This is a genomic window from Photobacterium sp. NCIMB 13483, from assembly GCF_003025475.1.
Taxonomy (GTDB): Bacteria; Pseudomonadota; Gammaproteobacteria; order Enterobacterales; family Vibrionaceae; genus Photobacterium; species Photobacterium piscicola.
In genome coordinates this window covers 1-26,898 of sequence record NZ_PYLV01000008.1, presented here as the reverse complement: position 1 = coordinate 26,898, position 26,898 = coordinate 1, and the positions used below count along the sequence as shown (strand labels likewise).

At 37.1% G+C, this 26,898-nt stretch carries 24 protein-coding genes and 1 pseudogene; 13 read left to right on the top strand and 12 right to left on the bottom strand.

The features are described from left to right. Positions 1–94: 94 nt before the first annotated feature. From C9I86_RS08365 to C9I86_RS20265, 3 genes and pseudogenes are all read right to left on the bottom strand, one after another. Entirely contained in the window at positions 95–601 is a 507-nt protein-coding gene (locus tag C9I86_RS08365; RefSeq protein ID WP_199190765.1) for a GNAT family N-acetyltransferase, read from the bottom strand. Beyond that, positions 598–870 carry a DUF1778 domain-containing protein gene (locus tag C9I86_RS08360; protein WP_107276132.1) on the bottom strand — a complete coding sequence of 91 codons (273 nt, stop codon included), beginning with the start codon at positions 868–870 and terminating at the stop codon, positions 598–600. The genes C9I86_RS08365 and C9I86_RS08360 overlap by 4 nt, the downstream gene beginning before the upstream one ends. Before the next feature lie 123 nt (positions 871–993). Continuing rightward, positions 994–1,148, bottom strand: a pseudogene (locus tag C9I86_RS20265) (phage integrase N-terminal SAM-like domain-containing protein); the annotation flags it as partial. Between the two features lie 354 nt (positions 1,149–1,502). On the opposite strand from C9I86_RS20265, the gene C9I86_RS08355 reads away from it, so the two are divergent. Together C9I86_RS08355 and C9I86_RS08350 are read left to right on the top strand one after the other, a co-directional pair. Continuing rightward, positions 1,503–2,339, top strand: a complete 837-nt coding sequence (locus tag C9I86_RS08355; protein ID WP_107276131.1) for a hypothetical protein — start codon at positions 1,503–1,505, stop codon at positions 2,337–2,339. Between the two features lie 135 nt (positions 2,340–2,474). Beyond that, the gene (locus C9I86_RS08350; RefSeq protein WP_107276130.1) at positions 2,475–2,939 is read left to right on the top strand and encodes an ASCH domain-containing protein; all 465 of its coding nucleotides are present in this window, start codon (positions 2,475–2,477) and stop codon (positions 2,937–2,939) included. 142 nt (positions 2,940–3,081) lie between these two features. Here C9I86_RS08350 and C9I86_RS08340 read toward each other — a convergent pair whose 3' ends face one another. Both C9I86_RS08340 and C9I86_RS08335 read right to left on the bottom strand, forming a co-directional pair. Continuing rightward, positions 3,082–3,579 carry a hypothetical protein gene (locus C9I86_RS08340; RefSeq protein WP_080157233.1) on the bottom strand — a complete coding sequence of 166 codons (498 nt, stop codon included), beginning with the start codon at positions 3,577–3,579 and terminating at the stop codon, positions 3,082–3,084. Between the two features lie 309 nt (positions 3,580–3,888). Next, positions 3,889–4,272 (bottom strand): hypothetical protein, encoded by a 384-nt coding sequence (locus C9I86_RS08335; RefSeq protein WP_080157234.1) that lies wholly within the window; start codon positions 4,270–4,272, stop codon positions 3,889–3,891. Between the two features lie 301 nt (positions 4,273–4,573). Here C9I86_RS08335 and C9I86_RS08330 point away from each other — a divergent pair, with 301 nt between their 5' ends. From C9I86_RS08330 to C9I86_RS08315, 4 genes are all read left to right on the top strand, one after another. Further along, a complete protein-coding gene (locus tag C9I86_RS08330; protein ID WP_080157762.1) occupies positions 4,574–4,981 on the top strand; it encodes a VOC family protein in 408 nt (135 codons plus the stop codon). A 54-nt stretch (positions 4,982–5,035) separates the two neighbouring features. Beyond that, positions 5,036–5,545 carry a GNAT family N-acetyltransferase gene (locus C9I86_RS08325; protein ID WP_107276128.1) on the top strand — a complete coding sequence of 170 codons (510 nt, stop codon included), beginning with the start codon at positions 5,036–5,038 and terminating at the stop codon, positions 5,543–5,545. Positions 5,546–5,606: 61 nt separating this feature from the next. After that, positions 5,607–6,296, top strand: coding sequence for an aspartate/glutamate racemase family protein (locus C9I86_RS08320; protein ID WP_107276127.1), 690 nt, complete (start codon positions 5,607–5,609; stop codon positions 6,294–6,296). 128 nt (positions 6,297–6,424) lie between these two features. Beyond that, positions 6,425–7,444, top strand: coding sequence for a transposase (locus C9I86_RS08315; protein ID WP_107276126.1), 1,020 nt, complete (start codon positions 6,425–6,427; stop codon positions 7,442–7,444). A gap of 254 nt (positions 7,445–7,698) precedes the next feature. Here C9I86_RS08315 and C9I86_RS08310 read toward each other — a convergent pair whose 3' ends face one another. The 3 genes from C9I86_RS08310 to C9I86_RS08300 all read right to left on the bottom strand — a co-directional run bounded on the left by C9I86_RS08310 (position 7,699) and on the right by C9I86_RS08300 (position 11,825). Further along, the gene (locus tag C9I86_RS08310) at positions 7,699–9,045 is read right to left on the bottom strand and encodes a DEAD/DEAH box helicase (protein WP_107276125.1); all 1,347 of its coding nucleotides are present in this window, start codon (positions 9,043–9,045) and stop codon (positions 7,699–7,701) included. Positions 9,046–9,138: 93 nt separating this feature from the next. Next, the gene (locus tag C9I86_RS08305; protein ID WP_045038647.1) at positions 9,139–9,417 is read right to left on the bottom strand and encodes a hypothetical protein; all 279 of its coding nucleotides are present in this window, start codon (positions 9,415–9,417) and stop codon (positions 9,139–9,141) included. A 206-nt stretch (positions 9,418–9,623) separates the two neighbouring features. Further along, complete coding sequence (locus C9I86_RS08300) at positions 9,624–11,825, bottom strand: immunoglobulin-like domain-containing protein (protein WP_107276124.1); 2,202 nt, start codon at positions 11,823–11,825, stop codon at positions 9,624–9,626. Positions 11,826–12,327: 502 nt separating this feature from the next. On the opposite strand from C9I86_RS08300, the gene def reads away from it, so the two are divergent. Then, positions 12,328–12,840, top strand: a complete 513-nt coding sequence (gene def / locus C9I86_RS08295; protein WP_107276123.1) for a peptide deformylase — start codon at positions 12,328–12,330, stop codon at positions 12,838–12,840. A 73-nt stretch (positions 12,841–12,913) separates the two neighbouring features. Here the strand turns inward: def and C9I86_RS08290 are convergent, their stop codons facing one another. Next, complete coding sequence (locus tag C9I86_RS08290) at positions 12,914–13,891, bottom strand: LD-carboxypeptidase (RefSeq protein WP_107276122.1); 978 nt, start codon at positions 13,889–13,891, stop codon at positions 12,914–12,916. A gap of 326 nt (positions 13,892–14,217) precedes the next feature. On the opposite strand from C9I86_RS08290, the gene wecB reads away from it, so the two are divergent. Genes wecB through C9I86_RS08270 form a run of 4 tightly spaced genes read left to right on the top strand, consistent with a single transcriptional unit; the run spans position 14,218 to position 21,433 of the window. Continuing rightward, entirely contained in the window at positions 14,218–15,303 is a 1,086-nt protein-coding gene (gene wecB / locus C9I86_RS08285) for a non-hydrolyzing UDP-N-acetylglucosamine 2-epimerase (RefSeq protein WP_241956866.1), read from the top strand. Further along, positions 15,293–17,494 carry a glycosyl transferase family protein gene (locus C9I86_RS08280; protein ID WP_107276121.1) on the top strand — a complete coding sequence of 734 codons (2,202 nt, stop codon included), beginning with the start codon at positions 15,293–15,295 and terminating at the stop codon, positions 17,492–17,494. Before wecB ends, C9I86_RS08280 begins: the two co-directional genes overlap by 11 nt. Further along, positions 17,487–20,588, top strand: a complete 3,102-nt coding sequence (locus C9I86_RS08275) for a hypothetical protein (RefSeq protein ID WP_107276120.1) — start codon at positions 17,487–17,489, stop codon at positions 20,586–20,588. Before C9I86_RS08280 ends, C9I86_RS08275 begins: the two co-directional genes overlap by 8 nt. Next, positions 20,510–21,433: a DUF4434 domain-containing protein gene (locus C9I86_RS08270; protein ID WP_107276119.1), complete on the top strand. Its 924-nt coding sequence runs from the start codon at positions 20,510–20,512 to the stop codon at positions 21,431–21,433. The genes C9I86_RS08275 and C9I86_RS08270 overlap by 79 nt, the downstream gene beginning before the upstream one ends. A gap of 6 nt (positions 21,434–21,439) precedes the next feature. Here C9I86_RS08270 and C9I86_RS08265 read toward each other — a convergent pair whose 3' ends face one another. From C9I86_RS08265 to C9I86_RS08255, 3 genes are all read right to left on the bottom strand, one after another. Beyond that, positions 21,440–22,567, bottom strand: a complete 1,128-nt coding sequence (locus tag C9I86_RS08265) for an anhydro-N-acetylmuramic acid kinase (RefSeq protein WP_107276118.1) — start codon at positions 22,565–22,567, stop codon at positions 21,440–21,442. Positions 22,568–22,717: 150 nt separating this feature from the next. Continuing rightward, complete coding sequence (locus C9I86_RS08260) at positions 22,718–23,005, bottom strand: hypothetical protein (RefSeq protein ID WP_080157246.1); 288 nt, start codon at positions 23,003–23,005, stop codon at positions 22,718–22,720. Positions 23,006–23,191: 186 nt separating this feature from the next. Continuing rightward, complete coding sequence (locus C9I86_RS08255; protein ID WP_080157247.1) at positions 23,192–24,103, bottom strand: LysR family transcriptional regulator; 912 nt, start codon at positions 24,101–24,103, stop codon at positions 23,192–23,194. 289 nt (positions 24,104–24,392) lie between these two features. On the opposite strand from C9I86_RS08255, the gene C9I86_RS08250 reads away from it, so the two are divergent. Continuing rightward, positions 24,393–25,586 carry a glycine C-acetyltransferase gene (locus C9I86_RS08250; RefSeq protein WP_107276117.1) on the top strand — a complete coding sequence of 398 codons (1,194 nt, stop codon included), beginning with the start codon at positions 24,393–24,395 and terminating at the stop codon, positions 25,584–25,586. 101 nt (positions 25,587–25,687) lie between these two features. Then, positions 25,688–26,719, top strand: coding sequence for an L-threonine 3-dehydrogenase (gene tdh / locus C9I86_RS08245; protein ID WP_107276116.1), 1,032 nt, complete (start codon positions 25,688–25,690; stop codon positions 26,717–26,719). Positions 26,720–26,898 lie beyond the last annotated feature (179 nt).

Here is a 26,898-nt window from a genome sequence, read left to right as displayed (position 1 = left end):
TGTTTATAATATTCGGCATTTTTGGTTTGAAGTATAATTGGTTTTGAAAGTTGCTCGTCAGCACGTGTTATGGTGGCGTTAACTGCTTCTCGGTTTAAATTAATTCACAGATACTAGCTCTAATGTCTGCAATTGTAATAAACAGTTTGTTATCAGTATCTTTGAATGCGGTAAAGCCGTACTTTTCATAGAAATCCTCAGCGCCATCTTTTGCATCAACAATGATGACAGGGAAGGCGACCGTTTCACTTGCCATTAATAGTTTTCTAAGCGCATCAATCAAAACCCATTCACCGAAACCCTGACCTTTGTATCTATGGTCAACGGCTAAGCGGGCAATCAAACCACCAGAGGTTACACTGTGATGTTTCTTCTGTAATTTAGGAGGTAAATCCTGAATATCAATCGGTGTCATTGTTAATGTGTAATAACCAATAATGTGCTCAGGACATTGCTTATCTTCAAGAACAAAAGTACGAGTATTGTCTTTCTTAGCTTGTTGGCTTGCCATAACTTTCAAGTAATTATTGAGTGCGGTAATACCACAATCAAAACGATTTCGGTCATGTTTAGTTTTTTCTAATTGGACTGTATTCATTATTGAGTTTTATCAATATAACGTGCAGCTGCTTTTTGTAATTTGCTATTTGGTTTAGCTGGTTGGTCTAACGCAGTCATTAAAGTCATAGCATCTTGCTGGCTTAGTTGTAGGGTACGTTCACGTTCCATAATAGTTTTTGCTTTTTCTACAGCAGCACTAAGCACAAATGAGTTAATGCTAGACATACCGGCAATAGCAGCAGCTTGAGATAGTAGTTCTTGTGTATCAATATCTACACGTGCTGTAATACGAGGTAATGTAGTAGCCATAATAATCTCCATTCAGTGTCAAAGTGGCACAGGTGAATTGTAGTTTAATTATTATACGCTGACAAGTTTTGTGCCATTTTGGCACGCTGTAAGAGATGGTAAGGGATAGGACATTCATAACTTTCGTAATCCATTACGATCAATTCTAACGGTGCTCGATGAATGGATTTTAATCAGTTGAGCAAAGTATCGCTTGAGATCATCAGTGGTTAATGTATCGGGGGATTTATTCAATGGTGAGTAATACGACGAAGTGCATGACTATAGCCATCAATAGTAAAAGAAACATAGGACACCCATAACTTTTTATTTCAAAAATAGATAATATTAACGCGATTATCTGACCTGATAATCATCATTCTCTACAGTGAATGTCTGTGAGGGCGATAAGGTGTCTATTTAGCGTGAGTATAAATATGGTTTTTTCTACTATTACCCTAACAATCATTAAGATGCATTAGTAATATAGGATTGATGACTTCATGAGATGGCGAAGTGAATAATTAGAATCACCAAGTGAAGTTGTAAATATAAGGTTATGTTTATATTGTATTTTTTAAAATAAGAAAGTAATATTTAGCTTGCAGTTAAGCGTGGTAATAAATATAGGTTTCTTTCATAAAGAGTATAAAATGAGCAGTTATAAACAACTATTTACAGTGGCTACGTGTGGTTTAGTAGTATCTTTAAATGCATTTTCAGGTGAAATGCTGGATGTTAACAATATTAAATTTGAAGATAATAATTTTAAGAACTGTGTTTTAGCACAAAAAATTATTAATCCGAAAAATATAACTAAACTAGTGTGTCGTCAGGTAAATATAGATCATGCAAATGAAGTTAGTTATTTTCCTGCTCTTAAGGAGTTATGGTTATCAGGATCACAATTGACGAACATAGATTTGAGTAAAAATACTGAGCTAACATCGGTATCTATAACTAAATCAAATCTAGCTAACTTAAATTTGAATAATAATCCCAAACTTACTGAGTTGAATGTTTCTTTTAACCATATTTCTAAGTTAGATCTTACAAAAAACCCACAATTAACAGATCTGAGCATCGTTTCTAATAAAATTGAAGATATTAATCTATCAGAAAATACTAAATTAATGTATTTGTGGGCAAAAGAGAATAATTTAAAAAAGATAGACTTTAGCCACAATCTTGAATTAATTCAAGCCGGGTTAACTGATAACCAGTTGTCTCAAATCAATGTTAGTCATAATGGTCAACTTAATAACTTAAGCTTAATGTATAATCAATTATCTGAATTAGATATAAGTAAGAATATTAAATTAACAAAATTACATATTACAGATAATAAAATTACTAAGTTAGATATTAGTCATAATCCTAGATTAAGAGCATTATGGGCAACTGGGAATCCGTTAGTTGAGTTGAATATCAGCTCTAATCCTTCTTTAAATGATTATGAAGTTGATGAGACTGTTTCTGTTAAAAAATAATTATTAAAACTTAATCGATAATATATGTGTCGAATTATCGGCACTTATTTTACAGAAAAGATGTATTCATATTATTTTTCAACTATTAACATATATTTTTAATTTATTTCCGTTATTATTAATGAAGAGAATTTCATGGAAGAAAAATCTCAAATCTACTTAAATAAATACCTCAATTCACTGTCTGAAATTGAGCGTAAAAAATACCAATCATTCAGTTCAGACTATTTTTGTGCTGATGAACATAATGCTAATTTGTGCGCAGAATTAATTCGAAGTGGGCAAAAGACAGCAACATGTAGCCTTAATTATTGGTATGTGTCAGAAAAAGAGTTAATGCCAGTTAATGGCCATTTACAAGTGGTTGTTGATTGGAACGGTGAGCCTATTAGTATTATTGAAATTGATTCAGTAGAAACGTGTAAATATAACGAAGTATCAGCAGAATTTGCTTATGCAGAAGGTGAAGGTGATCGGTCATTAAAATGGTGGCGTGAAACGCATTGGCACTACTTTGCGACTGAATGCTCAGCGTTCAATATTGCGCCAAGCGAAGATATGGTACTGGTATTGGAACGATTTCATGTTGTTTATCGTTAGGAATAAAAAATAGCAATAAAGTAAAGGGGGTTAAAATCACTGTTTGGTTTAGTATTGTTTGTGCTTTATTAGCTATAATATTGTTGATTTTACATATGAATATAGAGATCGTATACGGCAAAGAATTACCTGATGCTTGATATTAAAATCCGGCTGCCCATCTATCAAATTCATCTATATTATCAATCTCTTTTTGTGTTTTTGGTGCAGGATAATAGGGTAGTGCAAGTAACTTTTCTGAAGGTAGTAGTTCCCATTCTGGAGTGATTTTAAAACGCTTCAATTTGCCTTCATTTTTTAGGTAAATATAATAGCCATCAGCATGGGTATTGGCATAACTTGCAATAGTCGCAATATCACCAGAGGGTAATTTTACTTTTCGTCCTAAAGGGTATAGCTGATGTAAGGCAAAGCTCACTTGTGGATCATGAATATTGCCATCTCTAAAGTTTTTTAATCCGATAGCCGTTGATGTTGTACGTTCTTTCCATCCAGCTAAAGATAAGCCGTACATTGAATCTTTAAAAGGTTTTCCTTTCGTTTTTCCTTCATTAGATATAAATTGAACAATCACGGAATCACCAGATTCTTCAATGATTTCTAAAAAATTTTCACCTGTTATATCCGCTAAAAGTTTCATTCATCACCATGCGATGGTTATTGGTTATCATTCTATGTAGTGCAGTATTCTAAAGAAAAGAAATAATTATCACAAATAATAGTTAAATTTATCAATTTATTTTTATTATTACTTAAATATTAATTAATGTTTTAATCTCTATTTATTTAGCCATCTGATGATTTGTCGAAATAATGATTAATATTAAAAATGTATATCATTATATCAAGAGTTTCTGGATATTTATGTTGTAGTCTTTGATAGGGTAATACGAATTGTTGATGACACTCGGTACTGTTAGTTTTCCGAGTATCTTTATGTTTTATATGATTAATTTAACTGTAATGTGAAGTATTTAGAGACAGAGATAGATTCGATAAAAGAGTTAATATCTAAAGGGTAAGAGATATGAGAACTGATAATCGCAGCATTATATAAACAATAAACTAAATCCACCTTAATTATATTGTTTTCTAATTCATCGCCATTAATTAATTCTTCAACTTCAGTGTTAGATATTGCATTAATAGCCTTTTGTAATGACACACTTAATAATCGAGATTCTGAATCATAATTAAAGGAATGTACTGCGAATTCATCAATTGATATCTCAGCGCTATTATTATGAGTATCAATAAAAATAGGTTTGAAATTTTTCTTGAAGTTTACTGTTATTTTACCTTGCAAATCAAATGGGTATCTAATCTTTTTCATTGAATTAAACCTATAGTTATTTTCTATATGATAACTACATTTACTTTTTATTGAGATAGCATTTTATATTTTTTATTTTTACTAATGCTAAGTCGACTGACTAAATTAGGTGTTTTAGAATTGAAAACTAGCAAATTTTAGGGCGGCCGTAAGTCTGAATAATAACTATCAATTCATTTAGATTTTATAGAGAAGATACATACATTGTTTTTCTTAAACGTGATTGTATATTTCTAGATGATCAATGAGTTTATGTTTGAAATCAGGTAAAATTCTGTTTTTAAATCGTGGTGAAAATATTATGAATAAGTCTGTTGAACAAAAAATAGGTAACATTGCTTTAGTTGTTGAAAACTACGATGATGCGATTGATTTTTATACTAAGAAACTGCAGTTCGAGCTTATTGAAGACACAGATTTAGGCGGTGGTAAACGTTGGGTTCAAATTTCGCCACCAAACTCTACAGGAACTAATTTACTTCTCGCACAAGCAAGTAATGATGAGCAATTAAAGTCTGTTGGTCATCAAGCGGGTGGCCGTGTATTTCTGTTTCTTCAAACGAATGATTTCTGGCGTGACTATGAGTTTATGCAAGCGCAAGGTGTTGAATTTACAGAAGAGCCTCGTGTAGAAGAATACGGTACGGTTGTTGTGTTTAAAGACTTATATGGCACTAAGTGGGACTTGTTACAATTAAACCAAAAATAATTGGTTCGTTAAAAAGATGTTTGAACAGTATTACTATTTTTAGGAACCTATTTGATGAAACTAATATCTGAAACAGAACAACTAATAATAAGACAATTAACGCTAGATGATGTTGAATTTATTATACAGTTATTAAATGAAGAAGCGTTTATTCGTTATATAGCAGATAAAAATATTCGAACACATGCGGATGCTGTGAATTATTTAACGAATGGACCATTAGCCAGCTATCGTGATTATGGCTTTGGATTGAATTTAGTGTTACTGAAAGAGACAGCAGCGCCGATTGGGATCTGTGGTTTATTAAAAAGAGAAGAATTAGATTATCCTGACTTAGGCTATGCATTTTTGACCGAGTTTTGTAAAAAAGGATACGCAACTGAGGCGGCTTCTTCTGTGCTTAATGTCGGAATGAAAGATCACTCTTTAAACACAGTCTTAGCGGTTACATTACTTGATAATGAAGGCTCTAATCGGTTATTACAAAAAATAGGGTTTGAGCTTAAAGGAACAATGGCGTTGTACGGTTCTCAAAACAATTTATATGAGTATACGTCGGCATAAAGGTAGTAAAGGTAGGACAGCCATAACAGTTCTATATCATTTTTAAAGCATGGAGTGCAGTATGAAAACAATCGGAATGTTAGGTGGTATGAGTTGGGAATCGACGGCAAGTTACTATAAAGCGATTAATGAAGGCGTAAAAGCTGAACTTGGCGGGCTTAGTTCAGCAAAAATTTGTTTATACAGTGTGAATTTTGAGGAAATTGAAAAATTACAGCACCAAGGGCGGTGGAATGATACTGCTGTTATTCTTACACAGGCAGCAAAAGCGGTTGAGGCTGGCGGTGCTGATTTTTTAATTATCTGTACTAATACTATGCATAAAGTTGCTTCAGAAATTGAAGCCGAAATATCGATTCCTATTCTTCATATTGCAGACGCAACGGCGAAAAAATTAGTCAGTGATGGCGTTAAAAAAGTTGGGTTATTAGGTACTCGTTTTACAATGGAACAAGATTTTTATAAAAGTCGATTAACGAATAAGTTTGAAATTGATGTTATTGTTCCAAGTACTGAGAGTCGAGCTATTGTTCATAATGTTATTTATGATGAGCTCTGCAAAGGAATCATCAGTGCTGAATCTAGAGTGAAATATTTAAACATTATCAATGAATTATATAAAAGTGGTGCTGAAGCTGTGATTTTAGGTTGCACAGAAATAGCGTTATTGATTCAGCAACAACATACCGACATTCCGTTATATGACACCACTGAGATTCATGCGTTCGAAGCTGTTCAGTTAGCGCTCTAAAATAGCAAGGAAAAAATAGCAAGGACAGCCATACCTTTTAATACCGAACAAAAAACGGGACAGCCAAATTATTGCAGACTTTCGATAAGCTACTACACTTAAGCTTCAAGTTGCTTATGGTGGAAGAAATGACTGTCTCAAGACGTAAATTGATCGAACCTCAAATTACTCCGTATTATCATATTATTAATCGCTGTGTCAGGCGGGCTTATTTGTGTGGTGAGGATCCGTATAGTGGTAAAAATTACCAACATCGACGTGGTTGGATCGTGAATAAAATCAAGCAATTGTCTGAGGTGTTTTGTATTGATGTTTGCGCCTATGCCGTCATGAATAACCACTATCATTTAGTCTTGAAAATTGATACACAACAACAGCAGGCATTATCACCTCAAGAGGTTATTTCGCGTTGGTTACAGTTATTTAATGGTCATCCGATTGCGGTAGATTTTGTTAATAATGGTGATGTTGGTGTAGATAAGAAACAAGCGTTATCAACATTGGTTGCAGAATGGCAGTCACGATTAGGTAGTATTAGCTGGTTTATGCGGTGTTTAAATGAAGAAATTGCACGTAAAGCCAACAAAGAAGATGATTGTACTGGTGCTTTTTGGGAAGGGCGTTTTAAATCTCAAGCGTTGTTAGACGAACAAGCATTACTCTCTTGCATGATGTATGTTGATTTAAATCCTATTCGAGCAGGGCTCGCAACATCGTTACAAGATTCTGATTTCACTTCAATTCAGCAGCGAATAGTAGAGTGCCATCAAACGTCTATAGCAAAAAAATCAACCTTAAATTCATCATCAATTAAGCGCTCTAAAATTGGATTATTACCTTTTGTTGGTGCTGAACATCAGGCTAAACAGGTAGGGATACAATTTGATTTTAAAGATTACTTAGAGCTGATTGATTGGACTGGACGTAGTATTCGCGATGATAAAAAAGGCTTTATTCCGGCCACTCAACCTAAACTGTTACAACAAATGGGGGTTAATGGAGATGCGTGGTTAGATAATAGCAATGACTTTATGGAGCACTATACCAATGTAAGTGGTAAATGGTCGCGAATGTGTTCGTTTCAACAGCATTTTGGTGGCCGTTGGTGTAAAGGTAAGGTAGCGAGTCAAAGATTACACCCTAATTAAAAACCTATTTTTGATAAAGATGCTTATTACCGCAATAATCGTTTATTGTGGTATTTGCCGATCTTGTTAAACAAGAAATAAGGTATTTTATTATTGTGAGGTTGGTTTTTGTTACATTAAAAACCGAAGTAAATGGTATTTGGTTGTTATTGTCTCAGTGTGTGGTGGTCTTGATGCTAGAAAGATATGGCTGTCCCGTCTTAGAAAAGATCGCCATAAAACTGTGTATCAGATCTTATGGCGATTTATATCAGTTAAACGGATTTAGGCTTACGCGTTCCGCGTGGAATACCTGTATCACGATCCGTAATTGGCTTACGGTTTCTTGGTTTCTTTGCCTTCGGTTTATCTGTGCTTGGTGAATTTCTACGCGGCTTATCGTTGCGACGTGGCTTGTCACCGTTACTATTATCATCTTCAGGTTTTTGATATTTAGGCTTGAAGTTTAAAATAGAAATAGGCACTTCTTTAGTTGGTACAAAGCCTTCAATTTCTTTACGAACGATTAAGTGGCCTAACAGACGTTCAATCATGCATAAGTTTTTGAAGTTATCGCGTGATACAAATGAAATCGCTTCACCTTTAGAGCCTGCACGACCTGTACGACCGATACGGTGAACATATTCTTCAGGTGGGAAGGGAAGATCATAGTTAACAACGCGGGTTAGCTCATCAATATCGATACCACGAGCAGCAACGCCTGTTGCGATTAAGTATTTTACTTTACCCGCTTTAAAATCTTCTAATACTTGCGCACGAGAACCTTGGCTACGACCACTGTGGATTGCTTCTGCGGCAATACCACGTTTTTCAAGTTGGCTTACTAATTTAGCAGCACCGTGCTTGGTTTCGATGAAGATCAATGCTTGATCCCATTGTTGCTCATTAATTAAATGGCTCAATAGAGAAGACTTCATGTCTTTATCAACAGTGATCAAACATTGGTCAATTTTAGGTTGTGATGCTTCATCTTTAGCAACGCTAATTTCAACCGGATTACGAACAGCTGTTTTAGCAAGAAGACGCACTTGAGATGATAGTGTTGCCGAGAACAACATGTTTTGGCGATCAAGAGGTAAACGTTCGATGATCTTATTGATATCTTCGATAAAGCCCATATCTAACATACGGTCAGCTTCATCAAGCACTAAAATTTCAATCGCATCAAAGTGGATAGCACGTTTGGTGTACATATCCAATAAACGACCAGGTGTCGCTACTAAAATATCAACACCTTCAATTAGGCGACGTTTTTGTGGTTCGTAATCGACACCACCGTACATTGCCATTGAGGTTAAATTGGTGTGTTTGCTGTATTGAACAATATTTGCTTCAACCTGAACCGCAAGTTCACGTGTAGGCGCAAGAATTAATGCACGAACGCGTTTAGCTCGCACTTGCTGGCCATCATCAAGCATTTGCAGAATAGGAAGAACAAAACTAGCCGTTTTACCGGTACCTGTTTGTGCTGCTGCAAGTAAGTTTTTGCCGGTTAGTGCCACCGGAATGGCTTTTTCTTGAATCGGCGTAGGAGTGGTGTAACCCATATCGGTTACTGCTTTAACGATAGCGTCGCTTAATCCAAGCTTAGAGAAAGGCATGTAGAATCTCAGATAAATAAATCAAATAACGGCTATCTCTAAAAGTTAAAGTAATAGCCGACGAACAATGCCGTGGATTATAGCACGGCTACCTTAGGTCATTATATTATTTCGCATTAAGCCGCGGCGGACGTTTTTACATAACTTACCAAACTGGCGAATTTCATCAAATTGTGGCGTTACACCACGTTCAATTGCATGTTCCCAGTAACTGACTTCGGTATCGACGAGTTCTAATAATTTCTTAGGACAGCCAATACATTTATTATCTGGTCCACAAACAAAGGTTTCAGGTTCATAAAGTGGAAATGCCTGCTTAACTTCAGTCAGAAGTTGGCGCATTGCCGTTTGACGATCAGGTTTTTTATTCATGGTATCAAGTGTATCTGGGCTAAATTGGTATTCTAATTAAGCATAGTTAAAATAACCATGTTTATCTTATGAAAGGGTATTATTGGACAGATGAATTGATTGGTATTAGGGCTAGAAAGTTGATTTTGTCATCATAAAAAACCAGCAATAAGTTATTTACTTACCGCTGGCTTATTATTAATTACCCATAGTTATTATCTAGATAATTACAGTTTGTCCCAAGCATCAGCCCAGTATTGGCTTGTTGCTGGTGCGTATGATGCACTTGCACACCAACCTGTGTATGGCCATGGCTTACATTGGTATATATTGCCATCAGACGCTAATACCTTATCACCTGCAAGGTAAGCTTTACCTGCTTCATAAGCTGGTGCATCTGTAACTGGTGGCTCAACTGTGCCTTTATCTTCTAAAGTGAAATGTGCACGTTGTTCTACGCTGTCATTGTTTGATTCAGCAATCATACGTAATGAGTATGTGCCAGCAACAACATTATCAAGCACCATATTAATGGTTTTGCTGTTATCGACCTTAGCCGTAAATTGACCTCCTGAAACAGGGTAACCCATTGCATCAATGACATCGATTTGTACTGAAGCTGCTTTATTTGCGCTGTAATTAAGGGTTAATTTTGCAATACCATTAGTGATGGTGTAGTTGCTATTAATACTGGTTAAACTCGCAGTAAAATCAAGCTCAGGTTGTTCCACATCGCCGCCACAATCGGTGTCACCAACTTCGCGCCACACACCCCATTCACCAGTGGTACCCGGTTCATTTCCTTGTGTCCACCAACCCGCTTGCCAATCTTTACCATTGTGACTGACAACATCACCTTCAACATAAGTTGCATCTGCTTTCCATGTTGGTGTACATACGATAGAACCATCGTTAACCACCACAACACGTTTTACAGTTACTGTTTGGTTTGCATTGTCTGTAATGTTGTAAATCAGTTCATATGAACCTGCAATAGCTGTGTTTACTGTGCCAGAAACAGAAATGTTTGTTGTTAGATCGCCGTCTTCAGCATCTGTTGCAGAAACGCCAGCCATTGGGTCAAAAATGTCACCCACTTTAATCACACTGTTTTCTACACCAGCAAAAGTAGGAAAGGCGCTAAAGACAGTGACTTTACGTGGTGATACGGTCTCGTTGTCATTTGAATCTGTTACTGAGTAAGTCAGCACATAATCACCAACACGTTGAGTATCAACATTACCCGTTACCGCGATTGAATCGGTTAGATTGCCATCTTCTTTATCGTTAGCTGTTACACCAGCCATTGGATCAAATGATGTTTTATGCTGTACGCGAGTATCTGTTATTCCAGCAATAGTAGGCTTTTCAGGTTGAACAACAGGTGGAGTTTGGCTGTGAACAAATGGACCATAGGTTTCAATAAAGCTGCTGTTGTATGCTTTACCTGAAGCATCAGTACCGATATCCCAGTTAATAGACCATGTCATCACACCACGAAGAGGCTGCGATTGTTTTTCTAAACGTGCAAAAGCATTAAACAGATCTTGAGGATTCTTAATAAAACCGGTTGCCGCGGCATCAATGTTAGTTGGAATACCAAACACTAATTTGTCGTGTGGAATAGTAGTAAAGCCACGCGTACCGTTAATCAATGAATCCGCAATGTAATAAATGAACTCTTCTTTTAGTGCATCGTTATTTTGTGCAATCCAACCAGGGCCTTCAACATAAACACCGTCGCCACCTTGGTTGTAAAACTGAGGGTTGATCCAATCGTAGTAACCATCAAGAGCGGTGATATAAGGAATATATTTACCCGCAGCAGTTAAGTATGGGAACTCAGGAGCCATAGTGATAAGGAAGTTTTTACCTTGCTCACGGTAATGATCTTTTACTATGCGCAGTGCTGCTGGAATAACGGTTTGGTTATCTTTTGCATCAATAGCCGCTTGCTCAAGATCGATATCTAAACCATCAAAGCCATAAACATCAGTGAGGCGAATAATTTCAGCGGCAAAAGCATTTTCATCGCCTTTTTGCAGCTCAACGTGTGCATCTGCACCACCAAGTGCCAGTATAACGGCACGGCCTTGATCGTTTAGTAGCTTAATTTGGTCGATAAATTGTGATTCAGTTAAACCTGTTGCAGGGTCTAAATGAAAAGTAGGGATACGACCTTCGGCAGTGTCATAAACTTTCATAAAAGAAACAGCAACCACATTATACATTGGGTTAGTGGCTTTAAGGCTCATAGCGGGAGCATTACCTGCTTTATAACCACGACCGTCAGCCCAGTTATGCCAGTAACCAACGACAACGCCATTTTCAGGGTTAACCATCTTTTCACCAGCGTTGGCGGTGAAGCTCATAGAGGTTAACGCGAGAGCAATAGCATTTAATGTGAGAAACGTTGTTTTTTTATTCATTTATTTGACCCTAAAAAGAGGTAAGAGTTGTAATAATAAAGCGAATAAATGCTACCACAAGGGTAGGAGATGAGAAGCGTGATTGTGTAACAAAAAACATTTAAATCAGTTGCTTATGTGTCAATTAATTGGCGTGTAAATATCACTTTCAGTCTGAAAACTGTCGTTATTTATTCTTAATTGAACAATGATTTATTAGGTGGCGATTTTTTGGAATAAATGATGAATAAAATAAGCGTAAATATGAAAAAGATCTCATAAACAGATTGTTATCGTTGAAAGGGTTTTATGAATATATATTAATAAAATGGGTGTTTTTTATAATGTTTACGCCTTGGATTAGGATCACTTATTAAATTAATTGTTATTATCAATTGTTGTTGCAGCTTTTTTTTAGGTAAAGTAGCGTCATCAACAGAATATCGTAAGGATTTTGATCCTTTGCGGTAATCTGATAAGTTACTGCAAAGTAACCTAAGTACTCGATTAAGTAAGAGATAAAATGGCAGTTTTAGAAATTTTAACCGAACCAAATCCAAAGCTACGCGTTCAAGCTGAAGAAGTAACAGATGTAAAAGCTGAACATATCCAAACGCTTATCGACGACATGCTACAAACCATGTACGAAACGGGTAATGGTATTGGTTTAGCTGCTCCTCAAGTAGGTCGCAAAGAGTCTATTATTGTTATCGATTTATCTGAAGAGCGTAATGAACCACAGGTATTCGTTAACTCTAAGATTGTTCGTGGTGAAAACCCAGTAATTGGCCAAGAAGGCTGTTTATCAGTTCCTGATTACTACGCAGATGTAGAGCGTTTCGAGAAAATCGAATTAACTGCGCTTGATCGTGATGGTAATGATATTCACCTTGAGCGTGATGATTTTCTTGCTATCGCACTCCAGCATGAGATTGATCACCTAAAAGGTATTCTTTTCATTGATTATCTATCACCTCTTAAGCGCCAAATGGCAATGAAGAAAGTGAAGAAATTCTTGAAGACTCAAGCAAAGTAATCATTTAGCTATAGCTATTGAAAGGCTGTTGAGAACTACTCAGCAGCCTTTTTTATTGGTAAATGATGACGATTTATTTACTGTGAAAGGGGGGTTGAATGCATATTACGTATTCAGTCATGTCTAATTCCGTTGAAGCTTGGTTACGTTGTAACGTTATGCTTTCACCAAGAATAAATGGTTGGTTATATTTGCCATGACCAAAGAAAGGAAAGTAATACACGGGCTTATTACATTGATCAGCAAATCGTTGTAATACTGCTTTGTACATCATTCGTTCTTGATCTGTTGGATCGGTAGAATAATATTGACCAAAAATAATCGCTTCTACATTAAATTCATTTAGAAATAATAATTGTTGTAAGTAACGATCTAATTGACGAAAAGTCACACCAATGTCTTCAAGTAATAATACTTTACCTGTGAAATCAGGCTGATATTTAGTGCCAAATGTTGCAGCAACAAGGGTGTGATTACCACCGATTAAAATTCCCGTAATAGAAGCTGCTTGTTGTGCTAGTGCATTAAGTGGCAGTGCATTGTTATAAACTATACCGTTATTCATTATTTCGAAGATATCAGGCAATGGTTGCTGATTTGTTGTACCCATATCAAGGTGGTTATTGGCGTTAACACCGTGAATTGAGCGCCATCCTAATTCATCATTTAGAAAACTATGAATAGCAGTTACATCACTAAATCCTACAATCATTTTTGCAGGTATTGCTAAGAGTTGTTGTTTATAACGATGGAGATATGGAAGTAAGTTTAATGCGCCACCACCACCACGATAAAACCACAACACATCAATTGTTGAATCAAGTAATGCTTTAATTAAGTTATGGGCTCGCGCTTGATCAGTATCAACATAACCAAAATCTGAAATATTTTGTTGTAAATAATGGCAATTTACATGATAGCCATGACTCTCTAAAACGCTAACCACTTGTGGTACTTGTGTTGGGTCAAATTGAGTAGAGCAAGCAATTAAGGCAACATTTTTATAATGACAAGGCTCTTTATTTGGCAAAGGTACGGTTTTTTTTTTCATTTTAGTTCTCAAAAATAAAGAATGTGATTATTTTAAGGGTATTAATCTTACTTGTAAATTAAAGTTTATTTTATAAAACAACCACGTAAAGTAAGCCGTTTTTTAAATAAAAATACCAAGGTGGTATCTTTTTATTTTTATAAAATATAAGGGAATGCATTACTGGTATTTTATTTAAATTTATAGTCTATTATTTTTATTATATATATAAATAATAGTTGTGATATTTAATTTTATTATTACCCTTATTATTTTTATTGTGTTTTTTATCATTATAGTAATATATATTAACTAAACCAATCTAAAACAAATAATAAGGATCTACTGTGAAAGGTAATAAAAAAATATTAATTATCACAGGAACAAGGCCTGAAGTTATTAAAATGGCTCCTGTTTTTCATGCATTAAAAACAAATAATATTCGTGTTGATTGGTGTCATACCGGACAACATGATGAATTAGCTATGCAAGCATTTAATATATTTAATATTAAACCTACTTATATATTATCGAGACCAGAAGGCAATAGTGTGACGTCATTATTGTCAGGTTTAATGAATAATGTTCAGCAAATCCTTGAAATGATAAGCTATAAGGCAGTATTGGTTCATGGTGATACAGCAACGACATTAGCTGGAGCAAAAGCGGCATTTTATAATCAAATTCCTATTATTGCTCATGTTGAAGCTGGTTTACGTTCTGGTGATTTACGCCATCCATTTCCTGAAGAATCAAATCGTATATTAGTCAGTAAGTTAGCAACAAAACATTATGCTCCAACATTATTAGCTTATGCTGCTCTTGTTTCTGAGGGAGTGCCTGCATCGAATATAATATTAACGGGTAATACCGTTGTTGATGCACAACTTTATTTATTAGAACAAGGGTTATTACCGAATGAAAAAAGCAATATTATTATTGTAACTGCGCATAGACGTGAAAATTGGAATAATATTAAAATTATTTGTAATGCATTAATTAAACTATCAGAAATAAGACCTGATCTTATTTTTAAATTTGCTGTTCACCCTAACCCTATTGTAAGAAATCAAGTAGAAGAGGCATTATTAGGTCAAGATAAAATACATATTATCGAATCATTAGACTATTTTGAATTACAAAAGTCATTAGCATCCGCTAAGCTTGTTATTACAGATTCTGGTGGCATTCAAGAGGAAACGCCGACATACCGTATTCCTACTGTTGTTTTAAGAAAAACAACAGAACGACCAGAGGCGATTAATGAGGGTTTTTCTATTTTAGCTGGCGCTGAATGTGAGGAAGAAATAATTCAAGCATGTTTATTAATGTTAGATAAAACAATCTCTAATGAGATGAAAAACCCCTTTGGTGATGGTAAAGCATCATTAAAAATAGCTGATGATTTAGTGAGAATGCTTAATGTTTTTTGATCTATTTATAAATTACTTGTATGTCCTTAAGTATATATCGTTAGTTCTGATGTTTGTTCTTGCTATTTTTGGCATTGATGATCTGTTTATTGATATTTATTTTTGGACCAGAAAATTGTGGCGTAGAGTCACGGTATATCGCCGTCATGATCATATGGACGCGGATGAATTACTGGTTAAATCCGAACAACCTATCGCTATTATGGTACCTGCGTGGCAAGAGCATGGGGTTATTGATAAAATGGCCCATTTAGCTGCAACTGGTTTAGACTATGAAAACTATCAAATTTTTGTAGGCACTTACCCGAATGATCCACAAACACAAGCCGATGTCGATAATGTTTGTGCGCAATTTTCACATGTGCATAAAGTTGTTTGTGCTCAGCCCGGTCCAACAAGCAAAGCTGATTGTCTGAATAATATTATTGCCTCAATTATTGAGTTTGAAAAGAAGGCTAAAATAGAATTTGCAGGCTTTGTTTTACATGATTCAGAAGATGTTATTTCAGCCTTAGAACTGCGTTTATTTAATCATTTATTACCACGAAAAGATCTTATTCAATTACCTGTTTATCCTTATGCACGTAAATGGTATCAAATGACGCCTGCTCACTATGTGGATGAATTCGCAGAATTACATGGTAAAGACGTTATTGTACGTGAGTCGCTAGCTGGGCAAGTACCTAGCGCGGGGGTTGGTACATGCTTTAGTCGTCAGGCTATTTTACGTTTATCCGTAGAGGGTGATGGTCTGCCGTTTGATGTGCAATCTTTAACAGAAGATTACGATATTGGTTTTCGTTTAAAGCAGTGGGGAATGGAAGAAATTTTCGTGCGTTTTCCTGTTATGGGAAAAGATCATGTGACATTACGTGAATCTCATATCGGTGTATCAAAACGCGAAGGAAGTGTTGTATGTGTACGTGAATATTTTCCAACCACTTTTAACACCGCCGTACGACAAAAAACACGTTGGATCATCGGCATCGTTTTTCAGGGAATGAAAAACCATAAATGGACTAAAGATTGGAAAATTAATTACTTTTTGTGGCGTGATCGTCGTGGAGCGATGAGTAACCTTGGCGGATTTTTAGCTATGTTACTTTTATTTCAGATGGTTGCATTAACGCTATACAGTACATTGGTCCCTGATAGCTATCACTTTTTATCATTATTAAGTGATGATCCTATGGTCAAAGTATTGCTCTATATTAATTTTATTTTATTTTTTAATCGTACATTCCAACGGGCTTTCTTTGTCACTCAGTATTATGGTTTCTGGCAAGGATTCTTGTCATTTCCACGGATGGTATGGGGCAATATTATTAACTTTTTTGCTAATGTTCGCGCGATCCGTCAGGTTGTAGAACAAGGCGACCCTCGTCGTGTTGCTTGGGATAAAACTACTCATGATTTTCCTATCGTTGATGACACCATTCGCCGTATACCGTTAGGTCAGATACTAATAGAAAAAGGGCAGATCACTGAAAAGCAATTAGAACAAGCGTTGGTGACTAAACCGACGAATATGCTTTTTGGTACACATTTGGTATTAAAACATTATGTCACTAATGAACAATTAAGTGCGGCAATTGCAGTTCAGGTTGATGCCGAGTATCAAGCTTGTGATCCTTTTGAATTAGATCCTCGTACCATCGAGCGATTGCCTAAAATGTTAGCGTTAAAATATTCAGTCTTGCCCATTAAGTATGACAATGGAACACTTATTTTAGGCTGTAATAAACGTCTAAATCCAGTTGCAATCAATGTTATTAAGCGCCAGTTACAGTGTGAAGTGTCTTGGGTCATTATTACCAATGGTGCTGTTATGTTGGGATTACGCTATTGGTATTTTGATCAGCAAGAGACTAATCCATCAATGAAATTAGACCAAGCGGTGGCAGAGAAACAACTTCCTTTATCTGAACGTCAGTATGTTATGGATCAATATTATGCTTCTCGTATGCAGTTGGGTGACTATTTGTTAGCGTTAAAACTGATAGAACCAACCGTACTAAATCAAGCAGTGTTAGCATTTGCTCGTACATCAGATATTAGGTTTGGTGACTTTTTAGTTTCTCAGCAATATGTTTCATCAGCGTCTATTAGTGCTGCGATGGAATTAAAAACCAAACAGGAAATGAGTGTCAGTCAACTGATACAAGCACAAGGAGCTGGTTTAGGTGAGTAATAAATTACACAGCTTATCTTTATGTTTGCTAGTGACATCAACTGTGACGCTTGCCGATGATGATAAAGCCCTAAATATTAGTAAGGGCATGACGGAATATCAACATTTTGCTACTTATCCTTTTATTGATAAAGCAATGCGTGATGAAAAGAATGGCCAGTACAAGGAAGCATTTACTGAATTAGAGCATGCATTAAAAAAAGCACCTAATAACCATGAGTTATTAAAATATGGCATTGAATTATCGATAAAAATGGATAATTACCAATTGATGGAGCCTTGGCTTGAAAAGTTACCATTAGTACAACGAAATGCTTTAAGTGTACATTTAAAGCTAACGCAACTTAATCATCCGAAGTTATTGACTTACTTTGAGTTACATCAGTTATTAGAAGGGTTGTCACTACACGATCAAGAATTAGGTTATCAAACCTTATTTTATGCGAATTTGCATCATTATGGTGCTAAGAAAACGCTGGCTTGGAGTCAGTCGATTCCCTTTAATCTTAAAGTGAAATCAGCGATAGCACCTGAAGCACAACTTGCTTTTTCGCAGAAAGATTACGTTGGGACTATCGATGCTTTGGCTCATTTAGCTCAAGTTGATAAGCTTTCAGGGGATGATCGCTACATATTTGCGCTTTCCTATTTGAAACTTGGGCAAATTAAGCCTGCGTTAGCATTAGCGAATACTGATCCTAATAGTCATACTTCGAATCGAATATTAACTGAATATGCTTTCCATCTACTTGGTCTGAAAGACTATGTTAAAGCGATGACTGTATTTAGTGATCTTGAAAAAAACAAAGGGCTAAATGCAGAAGCTTCCGTTGCTTATCAGGATCTGCAAAAATTAACAACCGAGCAAATAGCCCAGAAAGCAGCGCTTGAATATACACCGTGTACTCAAGAAGTGGTTGAGGCCTTACCAAATAAACACCAAGCCAGAATATTACTTGCAGGTTGTGATCCTACAACCCATTCTGCGCAATGGCTTAATTTGGCTGAAGCGACTAATGCGATAAACTTATTAGAAAAAACATCATTTTCTAATCATCGCCTAGCGCAAAAAAGAATTAATATTTTAGTAAATAGTTATGTAAAAACAAATAACTGGAAAGCGATAGTACGGTTATCAAAACAACTGCAACAACCATCTCAATTACCTGTTCTTGCTACGAGTTATGACAAGCTTAAGCAATATCCACAAGCGGCAACAATTTGGCTTAAATTATATCAGCAGCAAGGGAAAATTAGCCTATTGAAATCGGCTCTTTATGCGTTATCAAAGACTAACAATCATAATGAGATGAGCCAGTTGTTATCTAGCTTATTGAAACAAAACAGTGTTGCATTACGGTATTCTGCGATTACTGGTGCATTTGTTGATGACTTTTATGCAGCAAGCGATGCTTATTCACTGACACAAGTTAGACAATTAAATCAGTATCTTTCAATGAGTAAACAAATAAAGAGCGATTACTGGGTAAATACCAACCAATGTAACGATGTAATCAATACAGATCTTAGTGCTCAGCGCCCATTCGCTATTATGGCTGTTGCTCAATGTAAAGCTGAAACAAATAAGCAGCAAGCTATCACGATGGTTGAAGCGATTGAACCTAAAGGGATCATGGAACAATTGCTATTAGGCTCTTGGTATGCAGATATTAATAATAATAAACAAGCTGTTGCATATTGGCAATCAGTTCCTCAACAGCAATTAAATGATTATCAATTTCATCAGTATATTAATAGTTTATTAGATCTTAAATTATTACAACAAGCGCAAAGTTTATGGCGTCAGCGTTCTATTAATAGTTCGCAGTGGCAGCGCATTGATGGCAGTAGGATTGCTCTAGGTTTAGGTAATGTAGCCGAAGCCGAACGTTTACTGACACAAGCGCATGATCCTTTTAAAAAAGAGCCAGAAGCGATCGCATTGTTTCATGTCTACCAACAGACCCAGCAAACAGCAAAGGTCACCTCAGTTTATAACCAGATTCAGGCTCGATATGGTGCCAATAATCAGTTAACGCAAGAATATGCATTTTATTTGAGTCGACATCAGCCCCAGCAAGCTGCGTATGTTATGCAACGCTTGTTTGAACAACCAAACTATCAACCTAATGTCTTTATATTGACCGCATATGGGGATGTACTCGCTAAATTAGACCATAATAAGCAAGCTAAAATACGTTATCAGCAAGCGATAGATTTGCTATTGGAAGACAAGAAACCATTAACTGAAACAGAGAAAAAATTGCAGCATTATCTTCAAGATTCACATCGTAATGTGTATCAGGGCTGGGCTTTTTCTGTCGCTGGATGGGTTGGTCAAAATGCAAGTAGTCGCTCGTCGTTAATTACCGGTCAAACGGGGGATTATTACCAACAACTTGAAGCTAAATACTATTTTAATGAAGACCAATGGCGATTACCGCGGTCTGCTTTATATATAAATTATGGTTACAGTACCAACTTTACTGATACGGTATCTGTTGGTCGCGACCAGCAAAACTATGGTAAAGGGTTTAATGATGCGGTTGAGGTTGGTCTTGAATGGAAACCGTTAAAAGATTATACGGTATTTATTCGCGGCGGCTTAAAATCACAGAAAACCATGAATGATTATCAAGTAAATCCATATTTAACTATTCGTGGCGATCTACTTGCCAATGATGCATGGAGTAAGGCGTGGAAATACGATCAACAGCAATGGTGGTTTCAACAATTATATGCCGAAGGGGTTGCCAACCTTGCTCATATTGATAATTTATCATTCTTTGGTCGTTATGATTTAGGCCGTGTTGTTAAAGTTTCTGATAACCATAAGCAGCGTATTGTCCCCTATGGTTTTATGCAATATAGCTACTCTTCATATGATGCAGAAGAGACATTAAATATTAAAACAACAGATAACGATGTGCGTTATGGATTAGGCGTGTTGTGGTTAAGCGAATGGATGAGTAACCATTATGATGGATATAAACTCATATCCGAATTGGGGATGGAATGGCAGTATGTAGGGCAAAGCAGTACCGCAAAAGAGGGCGACAATGCCTTTTTATTACGCTATGCATTGTATTACTGATTATTACTGGTTGTTATTTAACTAAACCAAAGGCTGATATTGGATTTCTGTATCAGCCTTTGAATCGTGATAAACCAATAACAATGCAGGAATGGAAAACGTTGCTGGTTGATATTCAACAGCAACGTATTAATTCGTTGCTGATTCAGTGGTCGCAGTATGGCACAGAAAAATTTGATGGCACAAAGGGCTGGCTAGCAAAACGTATTGAAGCATGGTTTGCTCAAGGCGGAACGGTGTGGTTTGGCTTGTATTCAGATCCAACGTATTTTAAACGCATTCATACGCAATCATTGTCGCAACAAGCGGATTATTTGAATCATTATTTTGTTGAGCTTGAAAAAACATATCAGCGCTGGAAGCCATGGATAACTCAGCATTCAGCATCGATTAAAGGCTTTTATTTGCCGCTTGAGTTGAGTGATTATGATTTTCCAACATTGCAACAGCGACAGCAACTCACTGTATTATTAGCTAAACAAGTACATAACTATAATAAACCACTGATGGTAAGTTTATATTTATCTGCCACTATTGATGCACCAGCTATTGTTCAGTGGGTTGAGCAGTTAACAGAGGCCGGTATTAAAGTGATCGTGCAAGATGGGCATGGTACGCAAGCCTTAACTGAGAAGGTGAGGCAACAATACCTGTCATTATTACCCTCAGAAAGTGGCATTATTAGAGAAATTTTTAAACAATTTTCAGCAACGCCTTTTGTCGCTCAACGATTGCCATTATCTTATTATCAACAAGTGACGCAACAAGTAATAAACAGGGATACCTACTATTTTTCATTAAGGTATGCCCCATTTAGTCAGGGCGTATTAAAGCTTACTGATTAGTTATCGTTAATCCGCAGGATAAATCGCACCTAATTGGGCTAAACGACTAGCGCCAGTCACTTCTGGTAAATTACCTGATTGATGGTGCATAGTGCGATATGCAAGCCATGCAAATGCCATTGCTTCCATGTTATCAATATCTACACCACGATCTGCGGTTGTCATAACCTGCCAACTTGGTAGCAATTCTGCCAGTCGTTGCATTAAAATCGGGTTATGAGCACCGCCGCCACAGACTAATAGTTCATTTGGTGTAACGGCAGGGATGAGGCCTGTTTTTTTGACATCATTTGCAATAGTTTGCGCGGTATATTCAGTGAGTGTTGCTTGAATATCACAAGCAGAGAGTTGCAGTTCTGCAATCGTTGGTTCGGCTAAATAGTGTTCTAACCATGGCAGGTTAAATAACTCTCGACCAGTGCTTTTAGGCGCGGGTAGTTGTAAATACGGCTCAGACAATAAGCGGGTTAATAACACTGAGCTTACCGTACCTAAGCGGGCCCAATTACCGTTCTCATCATAACTTTTTTGCTGGTGGAGGTTGATCCACGCATCCATCAACATATTACCAGGACCAGTATCAAAGCCTGTCACTGCTTTATTCGGCTCTAAGACAGTAATATTAGCAATACCGCCAATATTTAAAATAACTCGAGTACATTGGGTTGAGCTAAATAGTTGTTGATGAAAAGCGGGAACTAGCGGTGCACCTTGACCACCAAATGCCATGTCTTTGCGACGAAAATCAGCAACGGTAGTAATGCCTGTTTTGGCGGCAATAATATTGGCATCACCAATTTGCATCGTAAACGCATATTCTGTGTGGGGAGAATGAAAGACGGTTTGACCGTGGCTACCGATAGCGGTGATATCTGTAGCATCTGTTTGGGTTTTATTCAGCAGTGCTAATACAGCATCAGCAAAAAGATGACCTAAACGGTGGTCTAGTTCACCTAATGTTTGTAAATTTGTTGGTTGGCCTAAACAGATATCTAACAATGATTGTTTGAGATTATTACCCATAGCAAAGGGATGCGAACCAAGTAATCGAATATTATTGTTGTCAATTTCTACGAGAACAGCATCAACGCCATCCATGCTCGTCCCTGACATTAAACCAATATATTTTTCCATCGCTGTTCCCACTGTATTTCAATTTAACGGCTGCTGTTTATCATGGCCGTTAAGCAGTTAATTATACTGTTCGAAGTATAAACTATACCGTCACTCTAATCAGAAGTGACTGAGAAATAAAGTAGCGATGGAATATTTACGTTAATTGTTTTAATGCATGACACTACGAGAAGCGGCAAGACTATTAGCCCCTTGCTGTTGAACGACGTTGTTCATTTTATTCGCAAACTCAGCTAATTCGAGGCTCACTGCTGAACTGGCGATCATTGCATCATCAAGATCGAAAATTTCAATCATATGACCTATCGTACCGTCATCATAAGTGCCAGAAACAAAATGAATGGCAGTATCGGTTAGAATTGAACGACCATATGTATTCTCGACTAAACGCATCCAGTGGATTAATTCATCATGATTTTCTATGATTTTTGAGTGCATAAACACTGATCCTTTTGCATTGGAGGCATACATTGAGAGGACCGATTGTCCTTTATTTTGTGATGGCCTTTTATGCACTAAGTGTATCAGTTCAGTGAAAATGATAACTTTAGCGTTACTACAAAAATAAGTGTCAAAAAAAACAAAAAGTGACAAAAACGCACATTTTCTTATTTAATCAATGATTTACGAGTTAAAATTTGCTGTTATGTAGTCAATAAATGCTCTTAGTCGGGCGGGCATAAATTTAGTTTGAGCGTATTGCAGCGCAATATCACCATGATAATTACCGCGTATCGTCCATGCAGGTAATACTTGAATAACCGCACCTTCGAGCAAAGCATCTTTAATCACAAAATCAGGGAAGATACCAATCCCTAAGTTATCTTTTACACCATTAAGTCGCATTTGAGAGTGATTAACCGCATAACGACCACTCACGGTAACGCGATGGCGTGTATGTTGTTGTTCAAAATCCCAAATATTGTCTGTATTAGTTTCCCCTAAATACAAACAATCATGATGAATAAGATCTAATGGCGTTTGGGGTGTGCCACGTTGTGCTAAGTATTCAGGACTGGCACATAGCATTAGATCAACTTTGCCTATTTGTTTTAAGACTAAATCCTCACTTGGCTTTTCAGTTAGTCTAAATACCACATCAATCCCTTCTTTTATAATATCAATATCACCATCACGGGCTTTAAGCTTTAATTGAATATCAGGGTATTGAGTTAAAAATGGCGTCACTAATGGCTGTAATACTATCGATAGAAATGCTTTGGGTGCAGCAACTGTTATCATACCGGCAGGCACAATCGGCTCTGAATGGGAGATTTCAATCGCTTGTTTTGCGGCATCAAACATCGCTGTGCATTGACTATAAATGCGTTTACCAGACTCACTGATGACCAAGGTTCGAGTCGTACGTTCTAATAATTTAACGGAAAGCGCGCTCTCTAAGCGTGATATCTGTTTACTTAATGCAGAAGGGGTGACATTGAGCTTTTTGGCAGCCGAGGTATAGCTGCCTTCATCAACGACGACAATAAACACCGCCAGATCTGGCATTAGTGCGATTAGCTTATTAGTTTCCATTCATTTGTGCCTGAGAGTCAATAATCATTTTCCATGGTATGGGATAATACTGTGGTTAGGTTTGAATTAGAATGCTGAAAAGTGACCAATTAAGTTCTAGTTCAAAGTGTTGATAAAAAGCACCAAATAGTTGGCGATTTTCAAATAAAAAAGGTGTAAAACGAAAGCTACTCCCTAGACTTCGATATTTAATGCTGTCGTTGCAGTATGTTCTAGTCTAGATAAAAGAGCTTTTAGGTTTTATCGGCGATTGCGCTTAGTTACCATCCAATAAATCTGTGAGGAACACATGTCTTCTGCATTCTATAAGCAAATTAATCAGCAAATTGAAGATGTTAAAGCTGAAGGACTATACAAATCTGAGCGTATTATTACGTCTGCACAACAAGCTGCTGTTAAGATTCAATCTGGTGAAGAAGTATTAAACTTCTGTGCAAATAACTACTTAGGTTTGGCTAATCACCCAGAACTGATTGCTGCTGCAAAAGCGGGTATGGATCAACACGGTTTTGGTATGGCATCGGTGCGTTTTATTTGTGGCACACAAGACGCGCATAAAGAATTAGAGCAAAAACTATCGAATTTCTTAGGAATGGAAGACACCATTCTTTATACCTCATGTTTTGATGCTAACACTGGTTTATTTGAAACGATCCTTGGTGCTGAAGATGCCATCATTTCAGATGCACTAAATCACGCCTCTATTATTGATGGTGTACGTTTATGTAAAGCAATGCGATTCCGTTACTCAAATAACAACATGGAAGAGCTTGAGCAACAATTGATCGCAGCTAAAGAAGCGGGCGCACGTAATACATTGATCGTAACTGACGGTGTGTTCTCAATGGATGGCGTAGTGGCTAACCTGCCTGCTATTTGCGATTTAGCGGAGAAATATGACGCACTTGTCATGGTGGATGACTCTCACGCTGTCGGCTTTATGGGCGCAAATGGTCGTGGTACTCATGAGCACCATAATGTAATGGATCGTATTGATATCATTACAGGTACGCTGGGTAAAGCAATGGGTGGTGCATCAGGCGGTTACACGTCAGGTAAGAAAGAAGTGATTGATTGGTTACGCCAGCGTTCACGTCCATACTTGTTCTCAAACTCTGTTGCGCCAGCGATTGTAGCTGCATCAAACCGTGTTATTGATCTATTAGCTGAAAGTGGTGATTTACGCGATAACCTATGGATTAATGCGGCGCATTTCCGTACCCGTATGACAGATGCTGGCTTTACTATGGCTGGTGCTGATCACGCTATCATTCCAATTATGCTAGGTGATGCAAAAGTAGCAGCAGAATTTGCTGAGCGCGCATTAGTAAAAGGTATCTATGTGGTTGGTTTCTCATTCCCAGTAGTACCAAACGGTAAAGCACGTATTCGTACTCAAATGTCAGCAGCACATACCCGTGAGCAACTTGACAAAGCCATTGATGTCTTTATCGAAGTAGGCAAAGAGATGGCTATTATCTAGTTCGTTTTTCGTTGTTAACATCGGCACGACCTTAGCCATTGGTTAAGGTCATTGTATAGAATGCCATTAAATGGTTATTCTAGCTTTATGGAATAAGTGTTATGAAAATCAAAGCTCTGTCTAAATTAAAGCCTGAAGAAGGTATCTGGATGACTGAAGTAGATAAGCCGCAAATGGGGCATAATGATCTACTTATTCGTATTAAGAAAACAGCTATCTGTGGTACAGACGTGCATATCTATAACTGGGATGAGTGGTCACAAAAAACGATTCCTGTACCTATGGTTGTGGGTCATGAATATGTGGGTGAAGTTGTAGGCATGGGACAAGAAGTCCGTGGTTTCAACTTAGGTGACCGTGTTTCTGGTGAAGGGCACATCACTTGTGGGCATTGCCGTAACTGTCGCGGTGGTCGTACCCATTTATGCCGTAATACCGTTGGTGTCGGTGTTAACCGTGAAGGTGCGTTTGCTGAGTTTTTGGTTATTCCTGCATTTAATGCGTTTAAAATTCCAGATGATATTTCAGATGATCTAGCGTCGATTTTCGACCCGTTTGGTAACGCGGTTCATACTGCATTATCGTTTGATCTTGTCGGTGAAGATGTCTTGATCACCGGTGCTGGCCCAATTGGTATTATGGCAGCTGCGGTTGCAAAACATGTTGGTGCTCGCCATGTTGTGATCACCGATGTTAACGAATACCGCTTAGATCTTGCACGTAAAATGGGTGTAACTCGCGCCGTTAACGTTGCCAATGAAAACCTAACTGATGTTATGGATGAGTTAGGCATGAAGGAAGGCTTTGATGTTGGTTTAGAAATGTCAGGTAATCCAATGGCATTTAACAGCATGTTATCAAGCATGAACCACGGTGGAAAGGTTGCATTACTTGGTATTCCACCATCAGACATGGGCATTGACTGGACACAAGTTATCTTTAAAGGTTTAATCATTAAAGGTATCTACGGTCGCGAAATGTTTGAAACATGGTACAAGATGGCAAGCTTGATTCAATCAGGCCTAGATCTAACCCCAATCATTACGCACCATTATGAGATTGATGATTTCCAGCAAGGCTTTGACGTTATGCGTTCTGGCATGTCGGGTAAAGTTATTCTTGATTGGGAATAAGTCGTTGGCTTTCTAAACGATAAAATCGAGATCTATTATTAAGCGAGTATAGTGCTTAATGCATGTGAATTAAGATAATTTACGCTTCCTTGAAGGCCTAGTCGCATAGCGACTAGGCCTTTTCTTTACTGCCCTTGGATAACTTCTTTCCTGCCTTTCTGGTAGTACAAAGCTTTCTG

Bases quoted from the DNA above. Each gene is read 5' to 3' on its own strand.
- C9I86_RS08360 (WP_107276132.1), bottom strand. From the start codon at position 870: ATGGCTACTACATTACCTCGTATTACAGCACGTGTAGATATTGATACA.
- C9I86_RS08355 (WP_107276131.1), top strand. From the start codon at position 1,503: ATGAGCAGTTATAAACAACTATTTACAGTGGCTACGTGTGGTTTAGTA.
- C9I86_RS08350 (WP_107276130.1), top strand. From the start codon at position 2,475: ATGGAAGAAAAATCTCAAATCTACTTAAATAAATACCTCAATTCACTG.
- C9I86_RS08340 (WP_080157233.1), bottom strand. From the start codon at position 3,579: ATGAAACTTTTAGCGGATATAACAGGTGAAAATTTTTTAGAAATCATT.
- C9I86_RS08335 (WP_080157234.1), bottom strand. From the start codon at position 4,272: ATGAAAAAGATTAGATACCCATTTGATTTGCAAGGTAAAATAACAGTA.
- C9I86_RS08330 (WP_080157762.1), top strand. From the start codon at position 4,574: ATGAATAAGTCTGTTGAACAAAAAATAGGTAACATTGCTTTAGTTGTT.
- C9I86_RS08325 (WP_107276128.1), top strand. From the start codon at position 5,036: ATGAAACTAATATCTGAAACAGAACAACTAATAATAAGACAATTAACG.
- C9I86_RS08320 (WP_107276127.1), top strand. From the start codon at position 5,607: ATGAAAACAATCGGAATGTTAGGTGGTATGAGTTGGGAATCGACGGCA.
- C9I86_RS08315 (WP_107276126.1), top strand. From the start codon at position 6,425: ATGACTGTCTCAAGACGTAAATTGATCGAACCTCAAATTACTCCGTAT.
- C9I86_RS08310 (WP_107276125.1), bottom strand. From the start codon at position 9,045: ATGCCTTTCTCTAAGCTTGGATTAAGCGACGCTATCGTTAAAGCAGTA.
- C9I86_RS08305 (WP_045038647.1), bottom strand. From the start codon at position 9,417: ATGAATAAAAAACCTGATCGTCAAACGGCAATGCGCCAACTTCTGACT.
- C9I86_RS08300 (WP_107276124.1), bottom strand. From the start codon at position 11,825: ATGAATAAAAAAACAACGTTTCTCACATTAAATGCTATTGCTCTCGCG.
- def (WP_107276123.1), top strand. From the start codon at position 12,328: ATGGCAGTTTTAGAAATTTTAACCGAACCAAATCCAAAGCTACGCGTT.
- C9I86_RS08290 (WP_107276122.1), bottom strand. From the start codon at position 13,891: ATGAAAAAAAAAACCGTACCTTTGCCAAATAAAGAGCCTTGTCATTAT.
- C9I86_RS08280 (WP_107276121.1), top strand. From the start codon at position 15,293: ATGTTTTTTGATCTATTTATAAATTACTTGTATGTCCTTAAGTATATA.
- C9I86_RS08270 (WP_107276119.1), top strand. From the start codon at position 20,510: ATGGCAGTATGTAGGGCAAAGCAGTACCGCAAAAGAGGGCGACAATGC.
- C9I86_RS08265 (WP_107276118.1), bottom strand. From the start codon at position 22,567: ATGGAAAAATATATTGGTTTAATGTCAGGGACGAGCATGGATGGCGTT.
- C9I86_RS08260 (WP_080157246.1), bottom strand. From the start codon at position 23,005: ATGCACTCAAAAATCATAGAAAATCATGATGAATTAATCCACTGGATG.
- C9I86_RS08255 (WP_080157247.1), bottom strand. From the start codon at position 24,103: ATGGAAACTAATAAGCTAATCGCACTAATGCCAGATCTGGCGGTGTTT.
- C9I86_RS08250 (WP_107276117.1), top strand. From the start codon at position 24,393: ATGTCTTCTGCATTCTATAAGCAAATTAATCAGCAAATTGAAGATGTT.
- tdh (WP_107276116.1), top strand. From the start codon at position 25,688: ATGAAAATCAAAGCTCTGTCTAAATTAAAGCCTGAAGAAGGTATCTGG.